The organism is Croceibacterium ferulae (assembly GCF_003660445.1).
In the GTDB taxonomy this organism is placed as follows: domain Bacteria; phylum Pseudomonadota; class Alphaproteobacteria; order Sphingomonadales; family Sphingomonadaceae; genus Croceibacterium; species Croceibacterium ferulae.
On sequence record NZ_QZVQ01000003.1, the window covers coordinates 20,317 to 36,740 of the forward strand.

General features: G+C 68.4%; 11 protein-coding genes and 1 tRNA gene. 5 read left to right on the top strand and 7 right to left on the bottom strand.

The features are described 5' to 3' along the window. The first annotated feature begins 22 nt into the window (after positions 1-22). The 3 genes from D5S08_RS03305 to msrB are packed head-to-tail and all read left to right on the top strand — an operon-like array spanning position 23 to position 6,495. On the top strand, positions 23-4,717 hold the full coding sequence (locus D5S08_RS03305; RefSeq protein ID WP_121115552.1) for an NAD-glutamate dehydrogenase domain-containing protein: 4,695 nt from the start codon (positions 23-25) through the stop codon (positions 4,715-4,717). Next, complete coding sequence (locus D5S08_RS03310; RefSeq protein WP_121115554.1) at positions 4,714-5,970, top strand: NAD(P)/FAD-dependent oxidoreductase; 1,257 nt, start codon at positions 4,714-4,716, stop codon at positions 5,968-5,970. Before D5S08_RS03305 ends, D5S08_RS03310 begins: the two co-directional genes overlap by 4 nt. Positions 5,971-6,015: 45 nt before the next feature. After that, positions 6,016-6,495 (top strand): peptide-methionine (R)-S-oxide reductase MsrB, encoded by a 480-nt coding sequence (msrB, locus tag D5S08_RS03315; protein WP_121115556.1) that lies wholly within the window; start codon positions 6,016-6,018, stop codon positions 6,493-6,495. 5 nt (positions 6,496-6,500) lie between these two features. On the opposite strand, the gene D5S08_RS03320 is transcribed toward msrB, so the two are convergent. The 4 genes from D5S08_RS03320 to D5S08_RS03335 form a co-directional block, all read right to left on the bottom strand. Continuing rightward, positions 6,501-7,721, bottom strand: coding sequence for an acyltransferase family protein (locus tag D5S08_RS03320; protein WP_121115558.1), 1,221 nt, complete (start codon positions 7,719-7,721; stop codon positions 6,501-6,503). A 279-nt stretch (positions 7,722-8,000) separates the two neighbouring features. Beyond that, positions 8,001-8,085: transfer RNA gene (locus tag D5S08_RS03325), tRNA-Leu, on the bottom strand. Between the two features lie 50 nt (positions 8,086-8,135). Further along, on the bottom strand, positions 8,136-8,417 hold the full coding sequence (locus D5S08_RS03330) for an integration host factor subunit beta (RefSeq protein ID WP_121115560.1): 282 nt from the start codon (positions 8,415-8,417) through the stop codon (positions 8,136-8,138). A 194-nt stretch (positions 8,418-8,611) separates the two neighbouring features. After that, on the bottom strand, positions 8,612-8,950 hold the full coding sequence (locus D5S08_RS03335) for a GntR family transcriptional regulator (protein ID WP_121115562.1): 339 nt from the start codon (positions 8,948-8,950) through the stop codon (positions 8,612-8,614). 170 nt (positions 8,951-9,120) lie between these two features. Between D5S08_RS03335 and D5S08_RS03340 the strand changes: the two genes are divergently transcribed. Then, positions 9,121-10,707 carry a peptide MFS transporter gene (locus tag D5S08_RS03340; RefSeq protein WP_121115564.1) on the top strand — a complete coding sequence of 529 codons (1,587 nt, stop codon included), beginning with the start codon at positions 9,121-9,123 and terminating at the stop codon, positions 10,705-10,707. A 4-nt stretch (positions 10,708-10,711) separates the two neighbouring features. Here the strand turns inward: D5S08_RS03340 and D5S08_RS03345 are convergent, their stop codons facing one another. From D5S08_RS03345 to D5S08_RS03355, 3 genes are read right to left on the bottom strand one after another with little or no spacing between them, the layout of a single operon-like run. Next, a complete protein-coding gene (locus tag D5S08_RS03345; protein ID WP_121115566.1) occupies positions 10,712-11,962 on the bottom strand; it encodes an Nramp family divalent metal transporter in 1,251 nt (416 codons plus the stop codon). After that, positions 11,959-13,269: a 2-oxoadipate dioxygenase/decarboxylase HglS gene (hglS, locus tag D5S08_RS03350; protein WP_121115568.1), complete on the bottom strand. Its 1,311-nt coding sequence runs from the start codon at positions 13,267-13,269 to the stop codon at positions 11,959-11,961. The genes D5S08_RS03345 and hglS overlap by 4 nt, the downstream gene beginning before the upstream one ends. A gap of 32 nt (positions 13,270-13,301) precedes the next feature. Next, positions 13,302-13,796: a DUF3429 domain-containing protein gene (locus D5S08_RS03355; RefSeq protein ID WP_121115570.1), complete on the bottom strand. Its 495-nt coding sequence runs from the start codon at positions 13,794-13,796 to the stop codon at positions 13,302-13,304. Positions 13,797-13,902: 106 nt separating this feature from the next. Between D5S08_RS03355 and D5S08_RS03360 the strand changes: the two genes are divergently transcribed. Then, complete coding sequence (locus D5S08_RS03360) at positions 13,903-16,422, top strand: putative bifunctional diguanylate cyclase/phosphodiesterase (protein ID WP_121115572.1); 2,520 nt, start codon at positions 13,903-13,905, stop codon at positions 16,420-16,422. Positions 16,423-16,424: the final 2 nt, after the last annotated feature.

Below are 16,424 nucleotides of genomic sequence, written 5' to 3' on the forward strand. Positions count from 1 at the left end.
CTGGATTTTGAGAGGACAGGCGATGGCGACCGGAGAGACTGGCCCGATGGACGATGCGGCGCTGATCGCGACCTTGCAGGCGCAGATCACGGCATCGCTGCTGCCGAACGAAGGCGGCTTCACCGGGCCGCAGCTGGCAGAGGCTGCCGCCTTCCTGCTGGAAGCCGCCCGGCAGCGTCCGCGGACGGAAGCCGCGCTGCTGGTGCGCAGCGGGGCGGAGGGGCAACGCTCCACCCGCATCGCCATCGTCAACAAGGACATGCCGTTCCTGGTCGATTCGGTCGCAGGGGCCGTCGCGGCGCAGGGTCTGGCGATCGACATGCTGGTCCATCCGATCCTGCACGTGCGCCGCGATGCGGACGGACGACTGCTGGATCTGCCCGACAGCTCCGCCGCGGGCGAGACGCGCGAGTCGATGATCTATCTGGAGATTGCGCGGCTGGACGCCCGCGCCCGCCGCGCGCTGGAAGATCAGCTGCAGGTGACGCTGGCCGATGTGCGCGCAGCCGTGGCCGACTGGGCGCGGATGAAGGACGTGCTGGAGGAAGACGCCGACCGGCTGGCCGATGGCGAGCATGCCGCGCTGCTGCGCTGGCTGGCGGCGGACCGGCTGACGCTGCTGGGCCACCAGACCATCGTGCGCGACGGTGCCGCCACGGATCTGCTGGGCATCTGCCGGGCGGGCGAGCCCGATCTGCTGGCGGAGGAAACCCTGTCCCGCGCCTTTGCCTGGTTCGATGCAGCAGCAAGTGGCCGTTCGGGCGCCGCGCCGCTGATCGTGAAGGCCAATCGCGTCGCGCGCGTGCATCGCCGCGTGCCGCTGGACCTGTTCCTGGTGCCCGTGTTCGAAGGGGGCCGTGTCGCCGCCCTGTCGATCCACGCGGGCATCTGGACCAGCGCCGCGCTGGCCACTCCGCCGGACCAGATGCCCGTGCTGCGCCGCCAGCTGGCCGACATACTGCAGCGCCATGGCCTGACGCACGGGAGCCACGATGCCAAGGGGCTGGTCCATGCGCTGACCGCGTTGCCGCACGACCTGCTGATCGGCTTCCCGGTGGACGATGTGGAGCGGGTCGCCACCACCATGATGGCGCTGACCGACCGTCCGCGCCCGCGCCTGGCGCTGGTGCAGGCCCCGCTGGAGCGGCACATCTTCGCCTTTGTCTGGCTGCCGCGCGACATGCTGGGCTCCTCCATCCGGCGGCAGGTGCAGGAACTGCTGGAACACGCCATCGGGGCGGAAACGCTGGACTGGTCCATGCAGATGGAGGGCGGCACGCTGGCCACCCTGCGCTTCGTGCTGGACGTGCGCGGCCTTGGCCGGCCGGTCGATCCCGCTGCCGTGGATGCGCGGCTGCAGGCCATGCTGCGCGGCTGGTCCGATGCGGTGGAAGATGCGCTGGGCGGACTGGAGGAGCCCGGCCGGGCGGCTGCGCTCGCCAGCCGCTATGCCGAGTGCTTCCCCGCCAGCTACCGCACCGAATATGGCGCGGCGGAGGCGGCGCAGGACATTGCCCGGCTGCGCCACCTGGCGGTGGCCGAACCGCAACGGCCGCTGGGCCGCGATGCCCGGCTGTACCGCGCGAACAACGATCCGGCGGACCAGCTGCGGCTGAAGCTGTACCAGGCGGGCGGCGCCATGCCGCTGTCCGACGCGGTCCCGGCGCTGGAGAATTTCGGATTTCGCGTGCTGGCCGAAATGCCGACCGAACTGGCCGGCGACGATGCCGACACCATTCACGATTTCAGCCTGCAGCTGACCGGCGGCGGTGATGCGGCGGCCCTGCTCGACCGGGCGGCGCCGATCGAGACCGCCATCGTGGCGGTGATCAATGGCCGGGCGGAAGACGACGTGTTCAACCGCCTGGTCACCAGTACCGCGCTGGTCGCCGGCGAGGCCGACTGGCTGCGCGCCTTCTACCGCTATCTGCGGCAGACAGGCGTCGCCTTCACAATCTACACCGTGGTCGATGCGCTGCGCGGCGCGCCCGCGGTGACGCGCGCGCTGGTGCAGCTGTTCCGCGTGCTGCACGACCCGGCCTTCGCCGGGGACCGCGATGCGGCGGCGCGGGAACAGGCGGATGCGATCACCGGCGGGCTGGCGCAGGTCAGCGCGCTCAACGATGATCGTCTGTTGCGCCTGTACTGGGCCACCATCAACGCCGTGCTGCGCACGAACGCCTTCGCGCCCGCCGGACAGGAAGCGCTGGCGCTGAAGCTGGATTCGTCGCTCGTCCCCGGCCTGCCCCGGCCGGTGCCGTGGCGGGAGATCTTCGTCTATTCGCGCCGGGTGGAAGGCATTCACCTGCGCGCTGGGCCGGTCGCGCGCGGCGGCCTGCGCTGGTCCGACCGGCGGGATGATTTCCGCACCGAAGTGCTGGGCCTGATGAAGGCGCAGCGGGTGAAGAACGCCGTTATCGTGCCGACAGGCGCCAAGGGCGGCTTCTACCCCAAGCAGCTGCCCAGTCCGGCTGTGGACCGCGACGCCTGGTTTGCGGAAGGCAAGGACAGCTACAAGCTGTTCATCCGCACGCTGCTGTCGGTGACGGACAATCTGCAGGGCGGCCGCACCGTGCATCCCGAAGGCATCGTGATCCGCGACGGGGCCGACCCTTATTTCGTCGTGGCGGCGGACAAGGGCACCGCTACCTTCAGCGACACCGCCAACGCGATTGCGGAGGAACACGATTTCTGGCTGGGCGATGCCTTCGCCAGCGGCGGTTCCAACGGCTACGATCACAAGGCGATGGGCATTACCGCCCGCGGCGCATGGATCTCGGTGCAGCGCCACTTCCTGGAACGGGGCGTGGACGTGCAGAGCGAAAGCGTGCGCGTGGTTGGCTGCGGCGACATGTCGGGCGACGTGTTCGGCAACGGCATGCTGCTCTCGAAGGCGATCAAGCTGGTCGCCGCATTCGATCACCGGCACATCTTCATCGACCCGGCGCCCGATCCGGCCGCCAGCTGGGCGGAACGGCAGCGCCTGTTCGACCTGCCCCGGTCCAGCTGGGCGGATTATGACAGCAGCCTGATCTCCACCGGCGGCGGCGTCTGGCCCCGCACCGACAAGCGCATCGAACTGTCGGCCGAGGTTCGTGCGGCTCTGGGCGTGGAGGACGAGGCGCTCGATCCCGACAGCCTGATCGCCGCGATCCTGAAGGCGCCGGCGGACCTGCTGTGGTTCGGCGGCATCGGCACCTATGTGAAGGCGCGCGGCGAAAGCCATGCCGATGTGGGCGATCCGGCGAACGATACCCTGCGCGTCGATGCGGCCGACCTGCGCGTGGCGGTGATCGGCGAAGGCGCCAATCTGGGCATCACCCAGGCGGCGCGGATCGAATTCGGCCTGAAGGGTGGCCGGTCGAACACCGACTTCATCGACAATTCGGCCGGTGTCGACTGTTCCGACAACGAGGTGAACATCAAGATCGCGCTCGCCGCCGCCAAGGCAGCGGGGCGGCTGGAAGAGGATGGCCGCCGCGCCGTGCTGCGCGAGATGACGGACGAGGTCGCCGCCCTGGTGCTGGAGGACAACCGTCTGCAGGCGCTGGCGCTGTCCATTGCCGAGCGCGGCGGCGCGGCGGCGGTGCCGTCGCTGGCCGGCCTGATCGACGGGCTGGAGGAGCGCGGTGATCTGGACCGCCGGACCGAAGGACTGGCCGGGGCGGAGGAGCTGGCGCGCCGGGCCGCGGACGGGCTGGGGCTGACCCGGCCGGAACTGGCGGTGCTGCTGTCCAGCACCAAGCTGGCGCTGCAATCCGCGATCGAGGGCAGCGAACTGGCGGCGGACGCTTCGGCCGAGCCGATCCTGCTGGCCGACTTCCCGGCCACCATGCAGGAACGTTTCCGGCCCGAGATCCTGGGCCACCAGCTGCGCCGCGAGATCGTGGCAACGTCCATCGCCAATCGCATGATCAACCGGATGGGCGTGATCCATCCCTTCATGCTGGCGGCGGAGGAAGGCGCGCAGCTGGCCCATGTGGCGGCCGCCTTTGTCGGCGCCTGCGACCTGCTGGGCATGGAAGCCCTGTGGGACGCGATCGACGCGACCGCCATGCCCGAAGCGGCGCGGCTGATGCTGTTCGACCAGGCGGCACTGGCGCTGCGCGGGCACATGACCGATCTGCTGCGCTCCGGCGACAGCACGACCCCGTCGGCCACGATCACCGACATGGCGGACCAGGTGGTCGAACTGGTCAACAATGTGGACGATCTGCTGGCGGCGGAGGCGCGCGGCCATGCCGGCGCGATCGAGGCTGCGCTGACCGAAGCGGGTGCGCCGGCCGAGCTGGCGGCGGCGGTTGCCCGGCTGTTCGCCATCGACGGCGCCATCGGCCTGGCGCGGCTGGCGCGCACTACTGGGCAGGGTCCGGTGGCACTGGCCAACGCCTTCATCATGCTGGGCGAGGAGCTGGGCCTCGACTGGGCGCAGGCCCGCGCGGCGGTGATGGCCCCCTCCGATCCGTGGGACCGGATGCTGGTGTCGGGCCTCGCGCGCGATTTCCAGCAGATGCGCTTCGCCTTCCTGCAGGCACGGTTGCAGGAACCGGCCGCCGGGCGCGATCCGCTGGCCGAAGTGCGCGGCTGGCTGGGCGAGCATACCGATGCAGTCCAGTCGCTGCGCCGGATGACCGCACGGGCGCGCGCCGCCACCCCGGTGACGCCGGCGATGCTGGCGCATCTGGCCGGGCAGGCGCGCAGCCTGCTGCAGCGATGAGCGAGAGCGGGGGAGAGGCTGGGAGCATCACCGGTGCTGACGTGGTGATCGTCGGCACCGGCCATGCCGGGGCGCAGGCGGCCATTGCCCTGCGCCAGCATGGCTTTGCCGGCTCCATCCTGCTGGTCGGGCGCGATCGCGACCTGCCATACGAACGCCCGCCCTTGTCCAAGGAATATCTGACCGGCGCCAAGAGCTTCGAACGCATGCTGATCCGTCCACCCGCCTTCTGGGCGGAACGGCAGATCGCCTTTCTGCCGGGCACCAATGTCGGCAAGGTCGATCCGATGGCGAAGCAGCTGGGCATCAGCGGCGGCCGCACGCTTGCCTATGGCACGCTGATCTGGGCCACCGGCGGCGATCCCCGGCGCCTGTCCTGCAGCGGAGCGGATCTGGCCGGCATCCATGCGATGCGCGATCGGGCGGATGCGGATCGGCTGCTGGCGGAACTGCAGGGTGGTGCCCGCCGCGTGGTGGTGGTGGGCGGCGGCTATATCGGTCTGGAAAGCGCCGCCGTGCTGGTGCAGGCCGGCTGCGACGTCACCGTGGTGGAGCAGCAGGACCGCGTGCTCCCCCGCGTGGCCGGCGCGGATCTGGCGCAGTTCTACCAGGCGGAGCACGAGGCACGCGGGGTGCGCTTCCGCCTTGGCCGGACGGTCGAATGTGTCGAAGGCGTGGACGGCCGCGTCGCCGCCGTGCGGCTGGATGGCGGCGAGACGCTGGCCTGCGACATGGCGGTGGTCGGCATCGGCATCGTCCCGGCGATCGGCCCGTTGATCGCGGCTGGCGCGGCCGGCGCCAATGGCGTGGACGTGGACGAATTCTGCCGCACCAGCCTGCCTGACATCTACGCCATCGGCGACTGTGCAGCCCATGCCAACCGCCATGCCGGCAATGCGGTGATCCGGCTGGAAAGCGTCGGCAATGCGCATGACATGGCGAACACCGCCGCGCGCGACATCTGCGGCGATCCGCAGCCCCATGATGCGCTGCCGTGGTTCTGGTCCAATCAGTACGACCTCAAGCTGCAAACCGTTGGACTCGCCTTCGATTACGATGCCACCGTACTGCGCGGCGATCCGGCGACACGCAGCTTCTCGGTGATCTATCTGCGCGCCGGCCAGGTGGTGGCGCTCGACTGCGTCAACGCCACCCGCGACTATGCGCAGGGGCGCAAGCTGGTGGAGGCGCAGGCGGTGATCGCGCCGGAGCTGCTGATGGACACGGACACGCCGCTGAAGGCGATGCTCTGAAGCCGTTCAGCATCCGTTCGCACGGGATGGGGTAATCGCCCCGGCATGACCCTCACCATCAACCGCCGCCACGCCGTCGCCATGCTGCTGGCGGGCCTTGCCCTGCCCGGCTGCGGTTCGGCGGCGGAGGCGCGGCCGTTCCGCGTGCAACTGAGCGAGGCCGAATGGCGCCGACGCCTGTCCCCTGGCGCCTTTGCCGTGCTGCGGCAGGAAGGCACAGAGCGCGCCGGCACCTCGCCGCTCAACCGGGAAAAGCGCACCGGCACCTATCATTGCGCCGGCTGCGCCAAGCCGCTGTTCGCCAGCCGCACCAAGTTCGAATCCGGCACCGGCTGGCCCAGCTTCTGGCAACCGCTGACCGGCGCGGTGGGCACGGGCACCGATTACGGGCTGGGCCTGCCCCGCACCGAAGTGCATTGCGCTGATTGCGGCGGCCATCTGGGCCATGTCTTCGATGACGGTCCGCGGCCGACCGGCAAGCGTTACTGCATGAATGGCGTGGCGATGACCTTCCGGCCTGCCTGAGGGAGCTAGCCAGCCAGGCTTCGGCTGTCGGCACCTGGCGGTACAGGGGCCGATCTGGGCGGATCCTGCGGCTTGGTCCCGTTCAGGAAGAGGTTCGACCACACGTTCAGCCGGGCGAGGCGATAGCACAGATAGCTGATCAGGAACGTCAGCGTCACGATGAGCGAGAATTCGACCGCAATCGGCCAGTCTACCGTGAACATGGCAATGCCCAGCAGCTTCAGCACCGGTTGATGGACGATGTAGATGGCCATCGCGCCCGCCACCAGGGTGGTGACGACCCGGTTCGGGCGATCGAACCAGCGCCGGGCTCCGCTCAACACCACATGCGCCATCAGCACGCCCGAAAAGGCGCCCAGGAAGCTGGTCACCGCCTTGCCGATATTGCTGCTTCCGCCATAGGTCCGGTCGACATAGCAGATGATCCCGACGGCGATGGCTGCCCCGGCCCACAGCACGGGCCGCGGCCTGGTGAAAGCCTCCAGCACCGCGGGCGCGCGCGACAGAACCATGCCGCCGACAAAATATGGCACGAAGACAAGGAAGTCGATCAGCGACACCAAGGTTGCGAGCTGGTTATCATACAGGCCGGTGACGCTCATGAAGACGCGGGTGGCCACCCAGTATGATCCGGCACCGGTCATGAAGAGCAGCAGCACGGGGGTCAGGTGCCGGTTGGTGAACTCGACCGCCCTGGCCGGTACCTGAAGGTGCTGCAGCTTCGGCCACAGATAATGGGCCGCTGCCGCCAGTGCCGAATATTCCAGCACCACGACCAGGAACCACAGGTGACTCAGCCAATGTCGCCCGGGGGTTGTCAGCAGCGTCAGGAAGCTCCGGCTCGCCTGCTCCATGTCCCGCGGTTGCGCCGCTTCCATGCCATAGGCCGTGATCCACATCTGCAGGATGTTGATGAGCAATATGCCGGCGAGCAGCGGAGCCCCGAGGCGGATGACACGGTCCTTGAGCCACTGGTCCGGCGATCTACGTGCCAGAAGAAGGCCGGCGAAGTAACCGCTGACCAGGAAGAAAGCCTGCATCCGAAACGAGTGGATCGATACTTCCAGATATTCGAGGGCCACCGAGTTATCGACCGTATAGATGCCGAAGCCAGGGGTCACATAGATCAAAGCCGAATGGAACGGGATACCCAGGAACATCAAGAATGCCCGGGCCACATCCCAATATGCTTGCCGCGCGCTGGCCTTGCTCGGTAGAACGGTCATGGCACTCTCTGCGTAATCGTGAACACTACTCAGAGCGTGCCGGCTGCAAGCTCATTCATGCTCCCGCCCCCTCGTCGCGTCGAACCGATGTGTTGCGGCGCAGCATAGTTCAGAATCTATTGTAGGTCTAAGGAGTAATTGTGTTTGCCGGACCACATTCGGCGGCCGCATCGAACCGTAAGGCAGTCGCCCGGCGTGAACGGCGTGGAAACCGCTCGCCGTTGACGACCGGCTCCTGCAGAGCACCGCCGGAAATCGGATGCGTGACGGACAGGCGGCTGGTGCGGGCGGCGGGACTCGAACCCGCACATCCAAGGGATAGGGGATTTTAAGTCCCCGGCGTCTACCATTCCGCCACGCCCGCAATGGCGGGGGCTTAATCAACGCCGGCGGCAATGGCCAGCGGCGGCGCGCCTAGTCGGTATTCAGCCGCTCACGCATTTCCTTGCCCGGCTTGAAGTAGGGGACGCGCTTCGCAGGAACGTCCACCGCGTCGCCCGTGCGCGGATTGCGCCCGGTGCGGGCTTCGCGCGCGCGCGTGGTGAAGGTGCCGAAGCCGCGCAGTTCCACCCGCCCCCCTTCGGCAAGGCGCGCGGCAATCTCGTCAAAGAAGATGTCGACGATCTGTTCGACCTCCTCCACCCGCAATTCGGGATTGTCAGTCGCCAGCGCCTCGACCAGTTCGGAGCGGATCATTGCTTTCCCCTTGGCGCAGCGCCGGACGATGTACCGCCCGACCATGCGTGACCACCAGAATGACGACCCCCGCCGTCAGCCCATCACGTTGCCGTGCCGTAACTTGCCAAAAATCAAGCGAACAGGCAACGAACTTTGCCAAGCAGTCCCACTGCCGGACATCCTTGAACCCGCGCGACAACATGCCGCAAGGATCAGGCCGGGTCCAGCAGTTCCGCCAGCCCGATGCCCAGCCGATCCATCCGGTCGCGGATGACCGGCCATTCGGCCTGCAGGAAGATCGCGCGTTCTGCCGCCAGCAGGGCATCGGCCGCGCCTTCGCGCACGAACATGCCCACGCCGCGCTGCACGCGAATCAGTCCGTCCGCCTGGAACTGCTGATAGGCCTTGGCCACCGTCAGCGGATTGGCGCCCTGCTGCGCGGCAAAGGCGCGCACCGATGGCAGCATGGCCCCTTCGGCATAGCGCCCGTCGATGATCGCGGCGGCGATCTCTTCCCGCAGGCGCAGATAGACGGGGCGGCTGTCCGGCATGGGTGCTGCAGTGCCATAATACAGCGCGGCAGGCAAGAACCGCGCCCTTTATGTCCAGCCGGTTACGCGGTGGTTACAGGGGCAACGAACATCTTGGCATTCGGCGCAGCGGCGTTAGGGTGCGCGGTTTCAGGCTGCAACGGCAGCACGCAACAGGGACACAGCAGCGCATGGCATCAGCCCCACTCCGATCGGCAGACGAAGGCGGCACGATCTTGGGCCATCCCAAGGGCCTGTTCATCCTGTTCTTCGCCGAAATGTGGGAGCGTTTCTCCTATTACGGCATGCGCGCGCTGCTGATCCTGTACCTGACGAAGCACTGGCTGTTCTCCGACGGCGAGGCCGGCGTGATCTACGGCGCCTATACGGCGCTGGTCTACATCACCCCGGTGCTGGGCGGATATCTGGCGGACCGTTACCTGGGGCAGCGCAAGGCGGTGCTGTATGGCGCGGTGCTGCTGACCTTCGGCCACCTGCTGATGGGCTTCGAAGGCGATGGCGGACAGGATCCGGCCGCGCTCAACCTGTTCTGGCTGGCGCTGGCCTTCATCATCGTGGGGTCGGGCTTCCTGAAGGCCAACATCTCCGTGATCGTCGGATCGCTGTACCCCCGCACCGACAAGCGCCGTGATCCGGCCTACACGATCTTCTACATGGGCATCAATCTGGGCGCTTTCCTGGGCTCGCTGCTGTGCGGCTATATCGGGGAGACCTGGGGCTGGTCCTACGGCTTCGGCCTGGCCGGCTTCGGCATGCTGCTGGGCCTGGTGGTGTTCGTGATCGGCAAGCCGCTGCTGATGGGCCGGGGGGAGCCGCCGGCCGTACTGCGCAAGAGCCTGGAATGGTCGCTTTACGCCGTGGGCCTGGTGGCCGTGGTCGCCTGCTGGTGGATGGTCCAGAACCAGAGCGTCGTGGGTACGCTGCTGGGTGTGTTCGGCGGCATCCTGGTGCTGTATGTCCTGGGCACCGCCGTCATCAAGCTGCCGGCGGAGGACCGCGACCGGATCTTCGCCGCGATGTTCCTGATCGTCGCGTCCATCGTGTTCTGGGCGCTGTTCGAACAGGCCGGCAATTCGCTGAACCTGTTCACCGACCGCCATGTGGATCGCGTCATCTTCGGCTGGCAGATGCCCGCATCGATGTTCCAGTCGCTGAACGCGGCCTATATCTTCATGCTCGCGCCGCTGTTCGCCTGGGCGTGGACCGCGCTGGGGCGTCGGGGGGCGGAGCCGTCCGCTCCGTTCAAGTTCGGCCTGGGCATCGTGCAAGTCGGCATCGGCTTCCTGGTGCTGGTCTGGGGCGCCAACGCGGCTGGCGCGGGTGCCGCGGTGCCCGTGCTGTTCATCTTCCTGATCTATCTGCTGCACACGACCGGAGAGCTGTGCCTGTCGCCTGTCGGCCTGTCGGCCATGAACCGGCTGGCACCGGCGCACATGGCCTCGCTGATCATGGGCACCTGGTTCTTCGCGTCGGCCACCGGCAATTTCGCCGCCGGCCTGATCTCCGCCGCAGCGGGGGGCGAAGGGCTGGAGGGCGAGGAAGCCGGCAGGGAGCTGGTGCTGGGCGTCTATTCCAATGTGGGCTGGTACGCGATCGGCATCGGCGTGGTGGTGCTGGTGATCTCCCCCCTGATCAAGCGGCTGATGCACCTCGACACGCTGCAGGACGCCTCCGCCGTCGACCATGCCATGCTGGGCGAGGACGAGCTGGCCGAACCCATCGGTGCCGGCATCCACCCGGGTGTGAAGCGGCCCTGACCGCTCAGCCGAGCAGCGCGGCGATCTGCTGCGCTGCCAGCACGGCGAACAGCAGCGCCGATCCGGCCAGCGCGCCATTGGCCCACCAGCCATTGCGCGCCTCGGCCGGCAGCCGGGCCGAGTTGTTCAGCAGCAGCAGCGTGACGGCGAGGAACGGCATGAACAGCGCGCCGAACGCGCCATAGATCACCACCAGCAGCAGCGGCCGTTCGGCAAACAGCAGCAGCATGGGCGGGAAGGTCAGCCACAGCAGGTAGAAGCGGTAGGCGCCGCTGCCTTCCCCATTGCTGACGGCGTGATCCGCGCCCGGCTCGCCACCCCGCAGCTGGTACCACCAGTCGGCGAAGAACAGGCTCATCCCCTGCCACACGCCCAGCAGGCTGGACAGCGAAGTGGCGGCGAAGCCGACCAGGAACACCACCGCCACCACCGGCCCGAACCGCGCGGCCAGCACGTCCGACAGGCCCAGCAGCCCGCGATCGCTGTCCTCCAGCGCGGTGCCCGCGGCATGCAGCAGTTCCGCCCCCACGATCATCATGGCGATGACGAACAGACCGGTCACTGCATAGGCGATCGTGTTGTCGAACCGCATCATCGGCAGCCAGGCCGGCCCGCGCCAGCCTTTAGCCTGCGTCCAGTAGCCATAGGCTGCGGTGGTGATAGTGCCGCCCACCCCGCCGATCAGCCCCAGCGTGTAGAACAGCGAGCCTTCTGGCAGCCGCCCCGTCATGCCGCCCAGCAGATCGGGCAGGCGCGGCGCGACCAGCACGGCAAGGCCGACCATGATGACGAACATCATCGCCACCAGCACCTTCATCACTGCCTCGAACACGCCGTAACGGTTCAGCGACACGAAGATCAGGCCGAAGATCCCCGCCAGCACCGCCCAGGCACCCAGGGGCAGGACGGGGAACAGGGCCGCCAGCGGCAGCGCGGTCGCACTCATCGCCGTGGCGCCGTAGATAAAGCCCCAGATCAGCACGTAGATGCCGAAATACCAGCTGGTCCACCGCCCCAGCGATCGCCAGCCGGCCAGGATGGTCGATCCGGTAGCCAGGTGATAGCGCGCCGATCCTTCGGACAGGGCGATCTTCACCAAGCAGCCGATCACCGCCGCCCACAGCAGGTCATACCCGAAGCGCGATCCGGCGATCAGCGTCGCCACCAGATCGCCCGCGCCGACACCCGTGGCCGCGACCACCAGCCCCGGCCCCAGCGCCTTCAGCCGGCCGGAACCGGTCGGCGGGGCATTCATGCCAGCCGCGCCAGCGCTTCCGTGGCGGAGCGTTCCTGCGCGGCCTGGTACAAGACGAAGGGGTCCAGCACGGCGCGGCCCAGCGCCTCCTCGAACGCCGCCTGCGATCCGCCGGCGGCATAGCTGTCCGCGGCATCGCCTGCCCCCAGATTGGAGCGGAAGATGCCGGCCGCGCTGACCGGCAGGAAATCCTCATATGTCAGCGGCGCCAAGGTGACGAACCCGTCCGCCAGCGCCTGCCCGATGCTGGTGGCGCGGCCCGGTCGATCGGTGGGCAGGAACTGCGCATAGGCCAGCCCCTGTTCGTACAAGGCGGTGAAATCGTCGGGGAAGGTGGCAAAGGCATCATCCTCCCCATCGCCCGCCCGGGCGAGGCAGCGGTCGTACAGCGCGCGACCCGCCGGGGTCAGCGCGGCGCCGCGCTGCTCGATCTCGCCGAAGCGGGCGGTGTGCTGCGCGGGTGCGTCATTGCCGCCGGTCGGCACGAACGTCTCGGACAGCGCATGGAAGCTGGTCTGTCGCAGCAGGATCGGCACGGCCCGGCGCGGTGGCCCTTCGATGCTGGCCTTCGCCGCCATGCCGCGGCGCTGCATCTCCGCCTGTGCGGCGTCGATATCTAGCGTGCGCGGGGTCAGGTGGTTGATGTGCGGCCCGGGAAAGGCGACGATATCCGCCACCAGCCGGTGCTGCGCCAGCAACGCCTGATAGGTCGCCGCATCCACGATCGCGCGGCCCTGCCAGCGGAACGTCTCCAGCGCGGCGGCAACGAAACGCTCGGCCTGGCTCGGGCGCAGGCCGCCCTCCCGCTCCGCCTGTTCGACCAGCGCCAGGCATGCCTCCGACACGATGCGCCGGCCGGCCAGGATCGCCGCCGCCTGCTCCCGCAGGGCCGCATCCCCGATCAGCTCCAGCCGCAGCAGGGAGGTGAACACGCGAAACGGGCTGGCGGCCAGCTCCGCCGGGTCGGTCGCGCGGAAGGCGGTGGAGTGGACCGGGATGCCGGCGGGGGCGAGGTCGTAGTAGCCCACCGGCGCCATGCCCATGACCGCGAACACCCGTGCCAGCAATTGCAGTTCCGCCGCGGTGCCGACGCGGATGGCGCCGTGCCGCTCCTCGCCCAGCCGCGCATGTTCTCCGCTGGCGCTCAATTGCCGGTCCAGGTCCGGGTCGCGCGCCAGCACGGTGTCGTTCACCGCCGCCACGATCTCCAGCAGGTCGCCATAAAGCGGCACCTCCGCCCGATACATGGCCGACATTGCGGCGGAGAAGGCGGCACGAATGGCGGCGGGGGCGACGGTCTGGTCCATGCCCGCATGTCTAGCGCGTCAGGCGCGGCCGGTCACATCCTTACGCTGGCGGTCGTCAGATCCGCCGCGGCCAGGATGACGATGCCGGTCAGCGCCACGAACATCTGCGGCCCGCGCAGCCGTGCGAAATAGCGCGGGGCCATGCCGTGACGGGCAGCCCGCGGATCGAACAGTAGGACGGTCAGGTACCCTGCGAACAGCAACAGCCAGGACAGGAACGGCGCCGCCCCGATCGGCAGCATCGGCAAGGCCAGCGCCAGCACGCCGCAGACGAAGCGCACCAGCATGGCCGCCAGCTGCGCCGGGCGCGGCCCGCCTTCCGTGAAGAAGCTGAGCCCGCGGGCGACGCCGGCCAGGAACAGCAGGATCGCCGCCGTCCACAGCCGCCCGGCCAAGATCGCCGCCGGCCAGCCCGCCCAGCCCAGCAGGCCCAGTGCGACGATCAGGCCGGCCGGGCCGAACGCCAGCACCGCCGATAGCGGCGGCGTCCGGTCAGGTGTGTCGTTGCGCGGGGCAGGTGAGGTCATGCAGACAGGAAATGCGCCCGCCAACATTCGTTTCCGTCGCGCGACCTTTCGTGAAATAAGATGGACCCAACCATCAAGAGAGTGGGCCTGCAATTCTGGATCCGGCATGCCAACCCTGCGATTGATCCTGATCGGGCTGGCCCTGGCGCTGTGCATCGGCTGGCCAGGGCAGGCTGCGGCAACGATCGTGCCCCTGCGCGATCAGCTGTGCCTTGCCACCGCTCCCGCCGCTCTGCCCGACGATGCCCGCACAATCTCTCGATTGTCGTTCAGCTGCGATACCTCGCAGCATGCGGCCGTTTCGGAGGACGGGTGGCTGTGGCTGCAGTTGCGCGACACGGCCGCATTGTCGACAATGCCGGCCAGCTGGACCCTGCTGACCGATCAGCTGGTGTTCAAATCGCATACTGTCCTTATCATCGGCACTGACGGTTCGGTGCAGACCGAACGCTTCGCACCGGGGCAGGTCGGTAATCGCTGGATGCCGGGCGGTCTGCTGAGGGTCACAGTCGAGCGGCCAGGTGCACAGATTGCGGCGGTCTATCTCGGTTATCGCCAGCTGGCTTCGCTGGATCCGTTGCATCGGGTATCCGCCGCCACGCCGGTGGACATGCTGTGGCTGGGCGGCACGTGGCTGGCGGTGGCCGGCACCTTCGCCGGCGCGATCGTGACGGTGCTGGTGTTCAGCCTGCTGGTGCGGACCGGTCCGCTGGTGCCGGCGCAACGTTGGTATGTGGTATGGTCTGTGCTGGCGCTGGCCTTCGGCCTGATATCGACCAACATGCTGGCACTGGCATGGCCCGCTCTGGCCGGGCCCTGGTCCTTGCGGCTCACCTATGCCCTAGTCGGCGGGACCAGCGGCGCGGCCACCATGGTGTTCCTGAGCTTGCTGGAACGGCGCAGCCTGCCCCGCTGGTTGAAGCGCACGGGAATGGCCGCCGCTGGGGGCTGTGCGCTGGCCGGCCTCGCCACGACGGCAGGCTGGCCGCTGCCGTTGCGGCACATGGAGCCCTGGCTCAGCGGCTTGTCGATGCTCAACGGGCTGGTCCTGGTGATCGGCATCGCCATCGCCATCAGCCGGCGCAGCCGTACCGTATGGCTATATCTGATCAGCTGGGCGCCGGTGCTGGTGGTGTGCTGCCTGTGGCTGGCGCAAAAGCTGCAACTGGTGACCCAGCCGGATTTGGTGAACATGAGCAGCCTGCTGGCGCTGGCCACCGAATCGGCGGCGCTGTCCGTGCTGATGGCCGACCGGGTCCGGCGGCTGAGCGGGGAGCGGGATGCCGCCGAACAGGCGCGGCTGCGGCTGGAGGCGGAAAGCAGCGCGTTCCGCCGTGCGGCGCTGACCGACCCGCTGACCGGCCTGGGCAACCGTGCCGCGTTCCAGGCGCAGCTGCGCCGGATGGCGGAAAGCAACCTGCTGCCCGATGCATCGCCCGCCCCTTTCATGCTGCTGCTGGTGGATGTCGACCATTTGAAGCAGATCAATGACCGGCTGGGCCATGATGCCGGCGATCGGCTGCTGATGGCGGTGGGTGCGGGGCTGGCGATGGCGGCCGGGCCAGATGGGCATGTGGCGCGCATCGGTGGGGACGAATTCGCGATATTGCTGCCCGAAGGTGTGCCGGCCGCCGCCCGGATCGAAGCAGCGCTGGAGGCATTGCAGGGCACCAGCGTCACCCATGAAGGTCGCGGCTGGACGATGACCTTCAGCGCCGGCCTGGCCTGCCACCCGGCCGACGGAATGGAGCCGGAGGTGCTGGTCAAGCATGCCGATCTGGCGCTGTATCAGGTCAAGCATCGGGGGCGGCGGGGCCTGTACCGGTACGACCCGTCGCTGCGCGCCCGCAACGACCGGCGCGCCCGCTTCGCGCAGGAGGCGGCAGAGGGGCTGCCGCGTGGCGAGTTCATGCTGCATTTCCAGCCGATCGTGCAGATCGACACCGGCGCGCCCGTCGGTTCGGAGGCGCTGCTGCGCTGGCAGCATCCCCAGCACGGCCTGCTGACCCCCGCCACCTTTGGCGAGATGCTGACCGATGGCCGCACGGGCAGCGCGGTGCAGAGCCGGGTCATCGATCTGGCGCTGACCGCCCTGCGCGACCACCCGGACCTGCTGCCCAGCGTGGGGATCAACCTGACCTGGTCGGAACTGGACGGTGCCGCATCCGCCCACCGCCTGCTGCAGCGCATAGCGTACCATGGCGTGGACCCGAGCCGGGTGTCCGTGGAGGTTACGGAGGAGCTGGTGCTGGATGGCCGGCTGAAGCAGACGGCGGAGGCGCTCGGCGTGCTGCACGATGCGGGCCTGCCGATCTCGCTGGACGATTTCGGCACCGGCTATGCCAGCCTGATCCATCTGAAGCATCTGCCGTTCGACACGCTGAAGATCGACCGCTCCTTCACGCTGACCCTGTTCGAGGATCACGGGGAAAGCGAGACGATCATCCGCGCCATCATCGGCCTGGGCCAGGGACTGGGCAAGCAGGTCGTGGTCGAAGGGGTGGAAACGGAGGCGCAGCGGCGCAAGCTGATGGCGATGGGCTGCCGTCTGGCGCAGGGTCACCTGTTCCGCCGGCCTGCCCCGCTCGCGATCCTGGCGCAATCCGACGCCGCGCAGGCGAGCTGACG

Coding starts and splice junctions, on each gene's coding strand:
- D5S08_RS03305 (WP_121115552.1), top strand. CDS start 23: ATGGCGACCGGAGAGACTGGCCCGATGGACGATGCGGCGCTGATCGCG.
- D5S08_RS03345 (WP_121115566.1), bottom strand. CDS start 11,962: ATGAATGCCCCGCCGACCGGTTCCGGCCGGCTGAAGGCGCTGGGGCCG.
- D5S08_RS03355 (WP_121115570.1), bottom strand. CDS start 13,796: ATGACCTCACCTGCCCCGCGCAACGACACACCTGACCGGACGCCGCCG.
- D5S08_RS03360 (WP_121115572.1), top strand. CDS start 13,903: ATGCCAACCCTGCGATTGATCCTGATCGGGCTGGCCCTGGCGCTGTGC.
- D5S08_RS03330 (WP_121115560.1), bottom strand. CDS start 8,417: ATGATCCGCTCCGAACTGGTCGAGGCGCTGGCGACTGACAATCCCGAA.
- D5S08_RS03310 (WP_121115554.1), top strand. CDS start 4,714: ATGAGCGAGAGCGGGGGAGAGGCTGGGAGCATCACCGGTGCTGACGTG.
- hglS (WP_121115568.1), bottom strand. CDS start 13,269: ATGGACCAGACCGTCGCCCCCGCCGCCATTCGTGCCGCCTTCTCCGCC.
- D5S08_RS03320 (WP_121115558.1), bottom strand. CDS start 7,721: ATGACCGTTCTACCGAGCAAGGCCAGCGCGCGGCAAGCATATTGGGAT.
- D5S08_RS03335 (WP_121115562.1), bottom strand. CDS start 8,950: ATGCCGGACAGCCGCCCCGTCTATCTGCGCCTGCGGGAAGAGATCGCC.
- msrB (WP_121115556.1), top strand. CDS start 6,016: ATGACCCTCACCATCAACCGCCGCCACGCCGTCGCCATGCTGCTGGCG.
- D5S08_RS03340 (WP_121115564.1), top strand. CDS start 9,121: ATGGCATCAGCCCCACTCCGATCGGCAGACGAAGGCGGCACGATCTTG.